Source organism: Aciduliprofundum sp. MAR08-339 (assembly GCF_000327505.1).
In the GTDB taxonomy this organism is placed as follows: Archaea; Thermoplasmatota; Thermoplasmata; order Thermoplasmatales; family Aciduliprofundaceae; genus Aciduliprofundum.
The window spans coordinates 1394718-1407923 of sequence record NC_019942.1 but is presented as its reverse complement, the minus strand read 5'-3'; the positions used below and the strand labels follow the sequence as shown (position 1 = coordinate 1407923).

The following is a 13206-nucleotide window of genomic DNA, read 5'->3' as shown; positions in this document are numbered from 1 at the left end:
GTGTATAATCTTGAACTTTCTGGGTGACCTAAACCCAGGGTTTTATCATCTCGTAATAAAATGGTGGTGTGCAAATGTTTCTCTAACAGGGAAAAATGCAACATATGAACGGTGATAAAAGTAGCGGGGGGTGGATTTGAACCACCGATCTCCGGGTCTCACAGGCCCCTTTGGGGTAAATCACCTTTTCCAAAGGGGCTTTATGAGCCCGGCGGGATTTCCTGGCTACCCCACCCCGCTATGCCTATCTTACCCTTATACTGAAGGGTAAAATAAATCTTTCGGCCATCGTAAATTTTAAATCCACCTTTTCCTTCATGGCTTTGGGCCGCGGTAGCTCAGCAGGGAGAGCGTCAGACTGAAGATCTGAAGGTCGCCGGTTCGATTCCGGCCCGCGGCACTTATCCGTACCATGCAACTCCCATTCCAAAGTATGTGGGTCTCTGGTAAACTTTGTATCGGAGCCTTAATTTTTTCATTCTTAGAGCACCAAGGAGCATTAGAAGTTGCCAGTAACTGTCCGGCTTTGCATTCTCAATCAAATCCTCATCTATGGAAAGTATACTTTCTGGAGTCTCCAGAGATTGCATTATGATTCTGTCATATTTCTCCGCGTCCTTATGATATCCATATGGCCCACATTCACTGTGAGCGTGGGCGTGATCAGCACTCACAATCAGGGCAAATCTTTCATTTCTCCTCTCTAGAACTTTTGCAAGAAACTCTCCAAATTTCACAAGTTCTTCTTTTTTTATGCCCCTTGCGGGGGTTATGAGTGTCATTCTTCGTTTTGGAAGAAAATAAAGGGGTATTAGAGTGCCCCAATCCAGCACAAATTTTGATAAAGGGCCCTCCAAAGCTCCGTAGTTCACACCCACAATGGGCAGGCGTAGCTCTCTTGCTCTGTTGTATATCTCAAAGGCAAGGCTCCTGTCGCTCTTTATTTTTCTTCTGAACCTTATATTTCTGTATCTCCATGAACCCTCAAGGTATTCGGTTAGAAGGATTGAAATGTGTGTATCTATCCTCAAATTGTGCGGGCTTATAAACACGTACTCTTCGATTTCTCTCTTTACTATCTCATCTCGGAGTAAGAGCATCGCTTTGTGCAATTTTTCCGCACCTTCATCTGGAACGAGGATCTCATCGCCATGTGGCACAACGGCTGCCAGGGAAAGCATAGGGGATATTAGGAAAAATAGCATAAGAAGTTTTTCAAAATTTTCAAAAGTTTTATCTATGAAATTATATTCTCATCTCTGTGGAAAGCGTTGATGAATGGATCAAAAAGCAGAATTTCGAGACCACTGCAGATATTAAGATTCCTCCCAAACTTGTGGACCAGGTCATTGGGCAGGATGAAGCAGTTGAAGTTATAAAAAAGGCTGCCAAACAGAAGAGGCATGTTATTCTCATAGGGGATCCTGGAACGGGAAAGAGCATGCTTGCTCAGAGTATGGTTGATTTTCTTCCGAGAGAGGAACTTGAGGACATCCTCGTTTTTCCCAACGAGGAAGATCCAAATAGGCCCATAATAAAAACCGTTCCGGCAGGGCAGGGAAAGTACATAGTGAAGCAGTATCAGCAGGAGGCAAAAAAAAGAAAAAATGAGAAGAAGAACACCATGATGTCTGTTCTTTTCCTTCTTCTCATGATTGGTGGTATTGCAGTTATAGTCACGGGAAATTATTCTTTCCTGTTCTGGTCCATATTCATAGCCATATTTCTCTACATGTTTATGGGCACGGGCATTCAGAAGGAGGAGAAGGCACTTGTGCCCAAATTGCTAGTATCACATTCCCCAAAAGATAAGCCTCCATTTGTGGATGCCACAGGAAGCCATGCAGGTGCTCTTCTTGGGGATGTTAGGCACGATCCATTTCAGAGCGGTGGTCTTGAGACACCTCCTCACCTTCGCGTTGAAGCAGGGGCCATCCACAAGGCCCATAAGGGTGTGCTCTTCATAGATGAGATAAATATGTTGCGCATAGAGTCACAGCAGAGCCTTCTGACCGCTATGCAGGAAAAGAAGTTTCCCATATCTGGTCAGAGTGAGCATTCTGCCGGAGCAATGGTGCACACAGAGCCTGTGCCCTGTGATTTCATACTTGTGGCTGCAGGTAATCTGGACGCTCTTCAGGGCATGCATCCGGCCCTACGATCAAGAATCCGGGGCTATGGCTACGAGGTATACATGAAATCTGTTATGGATGATACCGAGGAAAACAGGAAGAAATTGATCAGGTTTGTGGCCCAGGAGGTTGCCAAGGACGGTAAGATTCCTCACTTTACCAAGGGTGCTGTGGCCGAGGTGATAAAAGAGGCGCAGAAAAGAGCCGGAAGAAAGGGAAAACTCACATTGCGCTTGAGAGAACTTGGAGGTCTCGTGCGTGTGGCAGGTGATATTGCAAGAGAGAACAGGGCAAAGTATGTGGATGTGGAGCATGTTCTTCGTGCAAAGAAACTTGCCAAGCCTCTGGAGCAGCAGGTGGCAGATAGATTGATCGAGGTTAAAAAGGATTACAAGACATTCCTAAATAGGGGTGAGGCGGTTGGCATAGTGAATGGTCTTGCTGTGTACTCTGCCGGAAGCGGTATGGCTGAATACTCGGGTATTGTTTTGCCCATAATGGCTGAGGTTACACCGGCCCAATCCAGGGATCAGGGAAGGATGATCGCCACCGGCAAACTGGGAGAGATAGCCAAGGAGGCTGTGGAGAATGTATCTGCTATAATCAAAAAGTACTTTGGAAAGCACATAACGAATTACGATGTGCACATACAGTTTATTGGTACCTACGAGGGGGTTGAGGGAGATAGTGCAAGCATAAGCGTTGCCACCGCAGTTCTCTCTGCCCTGGAGCGCATACCGGTGGATCAGAGCGTTGCTATGACAGGATCCCTAAGCATCAGAGGTCATGTGCTTCCCGTGGGTGGAGTTACTGCGAAGGTGGAGGCAGCCATAGATGCTGGGTTTGAAAAGGTCATAATTCCCTATGCGAATCTTCAGGATGTGATCCTTGACGAGGAGCATGAGGGGAAAATAGAGATAGTACCTGCAAAGACCATTGAGGATGTGATTGAGCATGCGCTTGTTGATTGCGGGAAGAAGAGAGAGTTGCTTCAAAAGATGAGGGAATCCGCTCCGGTGTATGAATAATGATTGTGAAGGGCTATAGGGGAAAAATAAGCGTGGATGAAGCAATAACCCTTGCGGATAGGGGAATTTACGTTTTCAATGCCCTTGCTGTGGGTTGTAGTGAGCATTTGATTTACGCGTACAGAAAGGCAAAAGGGTATTTTGAAAGGGGAGAGAATATTGCAAGCAAGATGCACATTGAGATAATGCTGATTCTCACTGGAAGAAGGCAAATCAAAGATGCTCTGAGGCTTGCAGGGATAGATGGAGCAGAGGAAATTGCAGCCATCTCAGAAAAGGACTTTGATTTGAATCTTGAAAGGGACGATTCGGTTCTTGAATGCAAGGATAAAAAAATAGAGTATCTGGGGATTGATGCCCTTGTACCCGGCAAAGAATGTGATGCATTTTTTGAAAACTCGGCCATGCTGCATCTGCACAGGTAAACTCACAGAAACTTTCTTTGTATCTCTCTTTTGAAATTTTCCAAATTTCCCTGTTCAATTTCCTCCTGAATGCGGTGCATGAAACTCTGCAGAAAGCATACATTGTGCAGTGATAAAAGGTGCATACCTAGGATTTCCTTTTCTCTCAGGAGGTGATGGAGATATGCCCTTGTGAAATTCTGGCAGGTGTAGCATTCACACCCTTCATCAAGGGGCCTGGTATCTGTTCTGAAATCTGATTTACGAAGATTGAGCATACCCTTGCTTGTAAGTGCCGTTCCATGCCTCCCGTTGCGCGTTGGGAAAACAGAATCAAATATGTCCACACCTTCCATCACTGCTTCCACAATGTCCAGCGGTGAGCCTACGCCCATAAGGTATCTTGGCCTATCTCCTGGGAGGATTGAATTGGTGATTTCAATCATTTTGTGCATTACCTCTCTTGGCTCCCCAATGCTGAGTCCTCCAATTCCGTAGCCATCAAACTCAATCTTCGCTAGTTCTTCAGCGCTTTTTCTTCGCAGGTCCTCGTACACGCTTCCCTGAACAATTCCAAAACTCAGCTGTTTCCGGTCTCCCAGGGGGAACATCCTTGCCCATTTGGTTGTGAGCATAACGCTCATCTTTGCAGTTTCGTAGTCCACAGGATACTCGGCACAGTAGTCAAGCATCATGGCCACATCGCTGCCAATACGCCTCTGTACTTCCTTGCTAAACTCAGGAGTGAACTTGTACTTTCTGCCATCGTAGGGGGATTTGAATAGTATCCCGTCCTCTTCAACCTTTAGGAAGAATCCCTTGCGAATCATCTGGAATCCACCGCTATCTGTGAATATTATTCCATCGTATCTCATAAAGTTGTGGAGGCCTCCATGCATCTCAAGTACATCCAGACCCGGACGGAGGAATAGGTGAAGTGAGTTTGAGATTATGGCCTTAACATCGCATTTTCTCAGGTCTTCGGGTGTGAGTGTCTTTACGGTGGCCTTGGTGGCCACTGGCATGAAGAATGGTGTACGTATCTCACCGTGTTTTGTCTTTAGTATTCCAATCCTTGCGCCCCGGTCTTCGCTGAGTATTTTGAACATGCATTTGGCATAGTGGCAAGGTATTAAAATTTTTCAAAATCTTTAATTAGAGCAAGGAGATTATACTCTGGTGATACTCTGAGCATGGAAATAGAGATGAAGAGAAAACTGCTGCATCTTTCAGGATTGCTTGTTCCCCTGCTTTACGTTATTGTGGGAAAGGAGTGGTCAATAGTGGTCATAAGCATTGCCCTCATAGTATTTTTCATGATCGAACCGCTCAGGGTCTACTCTCTTGAGAGCAAGAAAATAGTTGAGAGAATGCGTCCATACGTGACTGAAGAAATGTACAGATTTCTAAATGAAAGGATTGATAAATTGACCAAGAGCATAAAGGAGATAGAGCGTGAGGAGGAACGTCTGTGCATAGGAGCCCACATATATTTTGCTGTAGCATCACTGATTGTCATAATTCTTTTTCCCAAGTGGATTGTTATAGGTGCCATAGCTGTTGCAACGCTTGGAGATGCACTGGCTGCAGTAATAGGCAAGAAATACGGAAAGCACAGATTCAGAAATGGTAAGAGTTGGGAGGGTAGCACTGCATTTTTCATAACTTCTTTCATCGTTTTGCTTCTAGTTTTATTTTCTCACTATCCTATTGAGTATGTGATTTTGGCCGCGATTATTGGCTCCATTGTTGGCGCTCTTGTGGAGCTTTATAACGTGCCTCCCAACGATAATTTTTCAAACCAGATATTCATATCTCTTGCCCTGTACGTTCTAACATTTATGATGAGAATGTTTAAATAAGAATTACATATATGCGTGCTCAGGTGATAGGATGGCCATATGGCAGGGAAGATCTCTGAGAAAACCAAGCGGTGGCAGAATTCGTTTGCCAAGGAAAAAGAGGAAGTACGAGTTGGGCAGAGAGCCTGTTCTAACCCATGTTGATGTTGAGAGGAAGAAGATAATTCGGGTTAGGGGCGGAAATTACAAGGTGAAATTGCTGAGGGCTGAGGAAATAAATGTTTACGATCCAAAGAGTGGTAAGACTCAGAAGGTCAAAATCACCACTGTGCTTGAAAATCCGTCAAATCCTCATTTTGCTCAGAGAAACATAATAACCAAGGGCGCCATCGTGGAAACATCCCTGGGTAAGGTGAAGGTAACATCCAGGCCGGGACAGCATGGAGTGCTCAACGGAGTGCTCATAGAATGAAAATAATCATCTATCCTGCATATTTTAATTTGCATTATTCCCGAAGGGAGGGGAGAAGGGTCCCCAAGAACCTTGCTTTTGAGCCCAAACTTGAGACCATTGCCAGGGCTGCGAGGGATCTCGGATACTCCGTGGAAATAGAACAAGATAAAAGGTATCCACGGTTCTGGTGGTCGGATAAGGGTCGAATAATTGTGGAGTCCGATGAACCAAAAAACGAGGTCATAAGGAAAATAGCCAGAAAAATCAGAAACCTTTGATTACCTGTCCTGAGGGGTTTCCACATCTTCAACTATCTTCTTTCCGGCAACGGCCACATCTATGGAGTGTATAACTGCACCCAGAGATTCAAGGGTTTCCTGAACTTCCTCAAAGTCTATGTTGGGGCCTTCAATCACCACTTTTATGCTTTCCGTTTCCTGATCTACTTCATTGAGAATGCAGTTAACCCCGTTTACGCCCTCAACCTTGCTGAGTTTTAGGGCCACATCCACTATGCTTGGTCTGTGTGGTTTCATCACGTCAAGCACCAATCGGCGAATTCCGTATGTTGTTTTTTCGTTCATATCAATACCCCATTGGAAAAAGAAATAAATAATTTTTCCTCAGAATCTCATGTTCTCCGCAAAGATCCTTGCACTTCTCTCATCAATGTGGCATATCCTTATCACCCTTATTCTTGTTTTTTCTCGGCTCTGTAGAAAATCTCTGATTGCCCGGGCGAATATTCTCGCTGCCCTGTCCTTTGGGAATCCGTATATTCCTGTGCTTATGGCGGGCATGGCTATCCTCTCCACATTCAACTCATCAGCCTTTTTCATGGTGTTAAAAACGGCATTGTAGAGCAGAGCATCCTCGTTATTGTTTCCCCCTCTCCATATTGGTCCAACGGCATGTATTACGTACTTTGCCTTCAAACTTCCCGCTCCCGTTACCGCTACGTTTCCGGTTGGCACGGGCCCGTGTTTTTGCACGTATTCATCGCTCTCTTTCTGTATTTCCATACCTCCCTCATTCACTATTGCCCAGGCCACTCCTCCTCCATGTTTCAAACTTGAATTTGCAGCGTTAACTATGGCATCAGCATCTTCTTTTGTCACATCGCAGAGGGCCACCTGCACCTCGGTTCCTACAACTCTCCATTTTCGTAGGATCATGTGCTTAAATTGTATTTCAGGATAAAAAATTTGGCTAAAAGATTAAATATTGCCAATGAATTCCTAAATTGTGATGAAAAGAGGGTCAGCTGATAGGATGATGAGCCCTATGAGTGCTGATTTAGAGGTGATGTTATGAAGAGTATTGAGGAACTTGCCAGAAGGGCAAGAGAGCTTAAAGAAAAGGGATTGGATACCAAGGAGATCGCAACCGAGTTGCATCTTTCAACAAATACCGTTGAATGGCTTCTCACCAGAGGTATTGGAGGGGAGGCTCCCAAGGACGTTAAAATTGGCTGGAGAAGCATAGGAATCTATCCTTACAGAATATCAAAAATTGCTGAGATAATGAGCGATATAATTCTTGAAGAGATGGAAAAAAGGCAGTTTGATGTTGATTCCATAGTGGGAGTGCTCATAAACGGGGTGCCCTTTGCCACCTTCATAGCCGAGGAACTCAACGTTGAGATGATAATATACCGGCCGCATCCAAAGATGGAAGAGGGAGCATTCTCTAGCAATTATGCCCATATAGAGGGTAAAAAGGTTGTAATTGTGGACGATGTTATAAGCACGGGCGAAACACTCCGCAAGGCTATCCAAGATATTCGCAGATCAGGAGGAGAACCGGTTCTATGCATGGTCCTTGTAAACAAAACTCCATGGGATGAGATAGAAGGGGTGCCCCTGAGGGGACTCATACGCGCAAGAACCCTATGATTTTTTTCTTCCTTTCCAGATCTGTCTGTAAAATTCCTCCTCCTTTTTTCTCTCTTCCTCCGTTTTTTCATTTTCTTCAGAGCTCTCATTTTTGGGCAGTCCAAATCTGTGAAAATATGGGTTGAAGAGGTACTGCACGACTATGCTTCCAAGGACGATTATTATCACCCAAACTATTGCAGTGGCGAGATCCATTTACAACGCACCCTTGATCAGATCTCCCAACGTCAACGACCCTGTGTTTTTTGATTCTTTTCTGTAGGTCACACTCACCTTCTCCTTCAATTTTATGTTCAGTGCCTTCTCCAGTTTTTTTATCAATTTCTCATCCGGGTGCATCTCCCCACGCTCAATCTTTGATATGACCGTTTTTTTCTCAAGTATGCGTTTGGCGAGTTCATCCTGCGTCAGCCCCATTTTCTCCCTTGCCTTTCTTATGACCTCTGGGTAATCCTCAATTAGAACCTCCTCCTCGTCCAGATAATCTTTTCTCCTACGTTTTTTTCTTTCCAGCCTCTCGCGAACAACCTCCGGGGGCAGATACTTAACTTCTTTGGGAATCTCATTGCCCTTGATCTCTTTCCCGAACCTTGCACAATCGTCACAAACGTTCATAATAACTCCTTCAATAACCACCTTGTGTAATCGGGGTACATCCTTGCCGCATAGTTCGCAAATCATAGAATCACCACTTCTCCATGCCTTTCCAATATATATTTTTGTCCCGGGGCTTGAAGGTTCGGATTCTGAACCCTTTTATGAAAACTTAATATTCCTCATTGTGATATCCCCTTGGTGATAAAATGATGGAAAATACTCCGAAGTTATTCATTCCGGGACCAACTGAGGTGGATGATAGGGTGCGCCTTGCCATGGCCCAGAGGGTTATTGGACATCGTACGCAGGAGATGACAGACCTTTATGGAGGAATAGTGGAGAAGATGCAGAAACTGTTCAACACGGAGCATCATGTGTTTGTTTTCACATCCAGCGGCTCGGCTGTTATGGAAGGGACCATAAGAAATCTAGCGGATCGATATGTGTTGCACGGAGCCTGCGGTGCATTCAGTAAGAGATGGTACGAGATGAGCCTTGCCAATGAGAAGGAGGCGGATCTTGTCTGGGCCGATTGGGGCTTGGCTGTCAAGCCTGATATGATTGCCGAGGCGATGGGCAAGAAGAAATACGAACTTCTCGCTCAGATCCATAACGAGACAAGCACAGGCGTGAGGAATCCCACCGATGAGATTGCAAAAATAGCCCATGAGAATGACACGCTAATAGCCATAGACACTGTGTCTTCTTTGGGTGGAGATATGATAGATGTGAACAAGTACGATGTTGTTATAGCCTCATCGCAGAAGGCACTTGCCTTGCCACCGGGACTCGCTGTGGCTATAGTGAGCGAGGAGGCAATGGAGAAGAGCAGAAACACGAAAAACAAGGGTTATTATTTTGATTTCGTTCGCATGCTCAAGAGGTTTGAGAAGAGCAAGCAGCATCCAACCACGCCTTCAGTACCGCTTCTGTACGCCATGGATGTTCAGTTAGATATCATGCTCAAGGAGGGTATGCAGGCCCGCTATGAGAGACACCTCAAAATGAGGGAAATCGTGCACAATTGGGTGAAAAAGAGAGGATTTGAGTTATTTGCAGAAAAGGGATATGAGAGCGTGACAGTTACAACCATAAAAAACACCCATGGCATATCAATAAAGGAACTCAACAACGAACTTGTCAAGAGGGGAATGCGCATATCCAACGGTTATGGTGAGTTGAAGGAAAAGACATTCAGGATTGCGCACATGGGCCAACTCACGCCTTCGGATATAATGGGTCTTCTTGATACCATTGATGAGATTCTTGAGGCCGAGGGGGTGTACTGATGAAGGTGGGCATATGCGATCCCATAGCCCAGGAAGGTGTGGAGTACCTGAAAAATGAAGGCTTTGAGGTTGTTGATCTAACCTCTGTGCCCAAGGATGAACTGTCCAAGCATGTGGGAGATTTAGATGCGATCATAATAAGAAGTGCAACAAAGGTGCGCAAGGATATGATAGACGCTGCTAAGAATTTGAAGGCCATTGGTCGCGCAGGTGTGGGCCTTGACAATGTGGATGTTGAATATGCAAAAAGCAAGGGTATAAAGGTTATAAACACCCCTGGCGCCACGAGCATAAGTGTGGCCGAACTGACAATCGGGCTCATTCTCGCGGTTATGCGCAAAATAGCCTATGCAGACAGGGAAATGCGCAGGGGTTCATGGCCCAAGAAGAAGTGCAAGGGCATAGAGATGTACGGCAAAACACTGGGAATAATTGGAATAGGTAGAATAGGCAGAGAGGTGGCAAAGCGAGCGAAGGCATTTGGAATGCGTATAGTTTACTACGATGTTTACCGTCCGGATGAGAACACGGAGAAGGAGCTGGGTCTGGAATACAGGGATTTGGACACGCTGATCTCCGAGGCGGACGTGATAACCCTGCATGTTCCCCTTGTACCAGAGACAAAACATTTGATAAATGCGGAGAGGATTTCAAAGATGAAGGATGGAGCCATAATCATAAACGCAGCCCGCGGTGGCATTGTGGATGAAGATGCCCTGTACGATGCCCTTAAATCCGGAAAGCTTTATGGTGCGGCCCTTGATGTTTACGAGAACGAGCCCCTCAAGGAGAGCAAGCTGTTTGAACTGGACAATGTGGTTCTCACACCCCACATAGGGGCACAGGCCAAGGAAGGTCAGACGCGGGCGGGTCTGGAAGTGGCAAAGAAGATAGCAGAAGTTCTGAGATCTTAGGGGTGGGATTATGGTTGAAATAAGGCCCTTCAGAGCAATGCATTACAGCGATGAAACCATTGGAAGGGATTTGAGCAAGGTGATAACTCAGCCCTACGATAAAATAGAGGAGGATATGCAGAAAAGGTATTACGATAGACACCAGTACAACTTTGTGAGGCTCATTCTCCCACGGGAAGATAACAGGTACGAGATGGCTGCCAAGAGGCTCAAAGAGTGGCAGGAAAAGGGCATCATAACGAGGGATGAGAAGCCAGCCATATACATCTATACCCAGGAATTTGAGATCAGGGGCAAAAAATACACAAGGCGAGGATTCATAGCAGCCATGCGCCTCCATCCATTTGAAGAACGCATAGTTCTTCCCCACGAGAAAACTCATAGGGGTCCAAAGGAGGATCGTCTCAGGATGCTCCACGCCACAAAAACGAACCTTGAGGCTGGCTTCGTTCTCTACAAGGATGATGGGAGAGTTCGCGACATCATAGATGAGGCGATAAGGGGTAAGGAAGATTTTTACGGTGTGGATGATTTTGGCACGGTAACCAGGCTTTACAGGATAGACGACGAGGAGAAGATAAAGATCGTGCAGGATGTGCTTCGCAACGAGCAGGTGGTGATTGCAGACGGGCATCACAGATATGAGACGGCTGTGCATTTTAGAGATGAGATGAGAAATATGGTAAAAGATTGGAAGGAAAACCATGCCTTCAATTACCGCATGACCTATATGGTGAGTCTGGACGATCCCGGGCTCATAGTGCTTCCCACGCACAGACTTCTGCTGAAACGCAAAATAGAGAGCAGCGAATGGGAAAATATCAGAAAATATTTCACCGTGGAGGAAATAGACATAAAAGACGCGGAGAAGTATCTATCTGAAAGAAAAGATAAAAATGTTTTCGTTGTGTATCAGGATGGAAAAGCCTACGGTCTTGAATTAAAAAGCGATGTTTCTGAATTTATGAATCCAGAATGGAGCGATGCATACAGATCCTTGGATGCAGTTGTCCTTCGAGAGGTTATATTCAAGATCCTCGGTGTTAAGGATCCAAAAATAGACGAGGACATAATTTACGAGCGCTGGATCGAGGATGCCGTTTCAAAGGTGGACAAGGGCATAGCCAAGGTTGCATTTATGCTCAATCCCACACCGCCAGAGAAGGTTCTGGAGGTTGCAAGACATCTGGAGCGTATGCCACAGAAAACCACGGATTTCTATCCCAAGGTGATTTCAGGATTCACCATGATGCCCGTGAATGAGAGCGAGTTTCTCTGATTTTTTAAATATCTCTGTACCTTTTTATTTCCCAATCTGTAACAGCTCTGTTGAACTCTTCAATTTCTTTTCTCTTCATTTCCACGAATGTGTCAAATAATTCAGAGCCCAAACTTGAACGCACAAAGGTATCGCTCTCCATGAGTTCAATGGCCTCATCCAGGGACGCGGGCAACGATGGATATTCTTTCAATTTCTCAGGAGATAGAGAGTAGAGATCGTAATCCACCGGGTCCGGAGGCTCTATCTTTTTCTTCATTCCCTCAATTCCTGCGAGGATAATCAGGGAGAATGCTAGGTAAGGATTGGCCGAGGAGTCAGAGTTTCTTATCTCAATATCCTTCATCCTTGCTGGCACGCGAATGAGGGTGCTTCTGTTCCTGTATCCCCATGCCAGATATCTGGGTGCTTCCAGCCCGCCAGATAAGCGCTTGTATGAATTTATCGTTGGATTGGTCACTGCTGCCATATACCTTATATGCTCCAGAATTCCTCCGATGAAATACCTTGCCTCCTGAGATATTTCGCCCTCTCCTCTGAAGATGTTCTCTCCATCCCTCTTCAAAAACACATGGATGTGCATACCGTTGCCTGCCATATCCTGAGCTATTTTTGGCATGTATGAAACCTTCAAACCCATATCCTTCGCTATCCACTTTGAGGCTATCTTCGTGTATGTCGTGTAATCGCAGGTGCGTTCCACCCCATCTATCCATAGAAGCTCCACTTCAATTTGACCTGCAGCGTTTTCGTGATGGTGGTACCTTATTGGTATGCCCATCTCTTGCACAGCCTCACTCACCCTCTTTCTGTATTCAAAGGTGTCATCTGAATAGGGGGGCTCAAAATAGTGTGTATTTCCATTACTCTTCTCGTCCAGAACGAAGAACTCGAGTTCTGGACGCATAACTGCAATATAGCCCATATCCCCCAGAATTCTATCAACCTTTTCGGCAAGATTTTTGGGATCTTTCTCAAAGGGCATATCCTCATAGTAGGTTTTTAAAAGCACGAGATATTCCTTCTCCCTCCAGGGAATTTTTATGAATGTATCCATATCTGGCTTGGCCACAAGATCAGATCTGTTCACCGCAGCGAAGCCGGGAATGGAGGAGCCATCAATGCCTATCCCATTTTTGAAGAATGAATCGTAATCTCTCCTCAGTGCAATGGTGTGTATCCTACCTTCTATATCGGTCAGGTTGGCATAAACCCATTCAACCATGGGTGGGGTAATGCTTGATAAAGATATTAAATTTTGTAGTTTCAAGGGCATTTTATATTCTTTTATTGATGGCTCGCATCGCAGATACCCGTGAACCCGGGTAGAGAGAATGGAACACAAATAAAAAATGGAAAGGTTTTAAAACTGTATGGAGAGTCTACGTTCTTCCAAAAACATATTAAGGGAA

The 13206-nt window shown here is 45.3% G+C and carries 16 protein-coding genes and 2 tRNA genes; 10 read left to right on the top strand and 8 right to left on the bottom strand.

The features are described 5' to 3' along the window. Positions 1–121 precede the first annotated feature (121 nt). A tRNA-Leu gene (locus tag ACIM339_RS07560) sits at positions 122–240 on the bottom strand. Positions 241–327: 87 nt separating this feature from the next. On the opposite strand from ACIM339_RS07560, the gene ACIM339_RS07555 reads away from it, so the two are divergent. Beyond that, positions 328–400, top strand: a tRNA-Phe gene (locus ACIM339_RS07555). Between the two features lies 1 nt (position 401). Here the strand turns inward: ACIM339_RS07555 and ACIM339_RS07550 are convergent. Further along, positions 402–1181 (bottom strand): hypothetical protein, encoded by a 780-nt coding sequence (locus ACIM339_RS07550; protein WP_015284023.1) that lies wholly within the window; start codon positions 1179–1181, stop codon positions 402–404. Positions 1182–1261: 80 nt separating this feature from the next. Here ACIM339_RS07550 and lonB point away from each other — a divergent pair, with 80 nt between their 5' ends. Both lonB and cgi121 read left to right on the top strand, forming a co-directional pair. Further along, positions 1262–3160: an ATP-dependent protease LonB gene (gene lonB, locus ACIM339_RS07545; RefSeq protein WP_015284022.1), complete on the top strand. Its 1899-nt coding sequence runs from the start codon at positions 1262–1264 to the stop codon at positions 3158–3160. Continuing rightward, positions 3160–3585: a KEOPS complex subunit Cgi121 gene (cgi121, locus tag ACIM339_RS07540; RefSeq protein WP_015284021.1), complete on the top strand. Its 426-nt coding sequence runs from the start codon at positions 3160–3162 to the stop codon at positions 3583–3585. Before lonB ends, cgi121 begins: the two co-directional genes overlap by 1 nt. A gap of 2 nt (positions 3586–3587) precedes the next feature. Here the strand turns inward: cgi121 and tgt are convergent, their stop codons facing one another. Then, positions 3588–4673, bottom strand: a complete 1086-nt coding sequence (gene tgt / locus ACIM339_RS07535; protein ID WP_015284020.1) for a tRNA guanosine(34) transglycosylase Tgt — start codon at positions 4671–4673, stop codon at positions 3588–3590. An 84-nt stretch (positions 4674–4757) separates the two neighbouring features. Between tgt and ACIM339_RS07530 the strand changes: the two genes are divergently transcribed. From ACIM339_RS07530 to ACIM339_RS07520, 3 genes are read left to right on the top strand one after another with little or no spacing between them, the layout of a single operon-like run. Next, positions 4758–5426: a diacylglycerol/polyprenol kinase family protein gene (locus ACIM339_RS07530; protein ID WP_048103907.1), complete on the top strand. Its 669-nt coding sequence runs from the start codon at positions 4758–4760 to the stop codon at positions 5424–5426. A 31-nt stretch (positions 5427–5457) separates the two neighbouring features. Next, positions 5458–5838, top strand: coding sequence for a 30S ribosomal protein S8e (locus ACIM339_RS07525; protein ID WP_015284018.1), 381 nt, complete (start codon positions 5458–5460; stop codon positions 5836–5838). Beyond that, positions 5835–6098 (top strand): signal recognition particle subunit SRP19/SEC65 family protein, encoded by a 264-nt coding sequence (locus tag ACIM339_RS07520; RefSeq protein WP_015284017.1) that lies wholly within the window; start codon positions 5835–5837, stop codon positions 6096–6098. The genes ACIM339_RS07525 and ACIM339_RS07520 overlap by 4 nt, the downstream gene beginning before the upstream one ends. Here the strand turns inward: ACIM339_RS07520 and ACIM339_RS07515 are convergent, their stop codons facing one another. Next, positions 6099–6404: a DUF211 domain-containing protein gene (locus tag ACIM339_RS07515; protein WP_015284016.1), complete on the bottom strand. Its 306-nt coding sequence runs from the start codon at positions 6402–6404 to the stop codon at positions 6099–6101. It lies immediately after the preceding gene. Positions 6405–6443: 39 nt separating this feature from the next. Next, a complete protein-coding gene (locus ACIM339_RS07510) occupies positions 6444–6995 on the bottom strand; it encodes a macro domain-containing protein (protein WP_015284015.1) in 552 nt (183 codons plus the stop codon). 135 nt (positions 6996–7130) lie between these two features. Here ACIM339_RS07510 and ACIM339_RS07505 point away from each other — a divergent pair, with 135 nt between their 5' ends. Beyond that, on the top strand, positions 7131–7715 hold the full coding sequence (locus tag ACIM339_RS07505) for an orotate phosphoribosyltransferase-like protein (protein WP_015284014.1): 585 nt from the start codon (positions 7131–7133) through the stop codon (positions 7713–7715). On the opposite strand, the gene ACIM339_RS07500 is transcribed toward ACIM339_RS07505, so the two are convergent. Together ACIM339_RS07500 and ACIM339_RS07495 are read right to left on the bottom strand one after the other, a co-directional pair. Continuing rightward, on the bottom strand, positions 7710–7910 hold the full coding sequence (locus tag ACIM339_RS07500; RefSeq protein WP_015284013.1) for a hypothetical protein: 201 nt from the start codon (positions 7908–7910) through the stop codon (positions 7710–7712). The genes ACIM339_RS07505 and ACIM339_RS07500 overlap by 6 nt on opposite strands. After that, a complete protein-coding gene (locus ACIM339_RS07495; RefSeq protein WP_015284012.1) occupies positions 7911–8396 on the bottom strand; it encodes a multiprotein bridging factor aMBF1 in 486 nt (161 codons plus the stop codon). A gap of 122 nt (positions 8397–8518) precedes the next feature. Here ACIM339_RS07495 and ACIM339_RS07490 point away from each other — a divergent pair, with 122 nt between their 5' ends. From ACIM339_RS07490 to ACIM339_RS07480, 3 genes are read left to right on the top strand one after another with little or no spacing between them, the layout of a single operon-like run. Further along, a complete protein-coding gene (locus tag ACIM339_RS07490) occupies positions 8519–9601 on the top strand; it encodes an alanine--glyoxylate aminotransferase family protein (RefSeq protein WP_015284011.1) in 1083 nt (360 codons plus the stop codon). Continuing rightward, the gene (locus tag ACIM339_RS07485) at positions 9601–10515 is read left to right on the top strand and encodes a D-2-hydroxyacid dehydrogenase (protein ID WP_015284010.1); all 915 of its coding nucleotides are present in this window, start codon (positions 9601–9603) and stop codon (positions 10513–10515) included. Before ACIM339_RS07490 ends, ACIM339_RS07485 begins: the two co-directional genes overlap by 1 nt. A gap of 10 nt (positions 10516–10525) precedes the next feature. Continuing rightward, positions 10526–11794 carry a DUF1015 domain-containing protein gene (locus tag ACIM339_RS07480; RefSeq protein WP_015284009.1) on the top strand — a complete coding sequence of 423 codons (1269 nt, stop codon included), beginning with the start codon at positions 10526–10528 and terminating at the stop codon, positions 11792–11794. Between the two features lie 4 nt (positions 11795–11798). Here the strand turns inward: ACIM339_RS07480 and ACIM339_RS07475 are convergent, their stop codons facing one another. Next, entirely contained in the window at positions 11799–13019 is a 1221-nt protein-coding gene (locus ACIM339_RS07475; RefSeq protein WP_015284008.1) for a glutamine synthetase family protein, read from the bottom strand. Between the last annotated feature and the right edge of the window lie 187 nt (positions 13020–13206).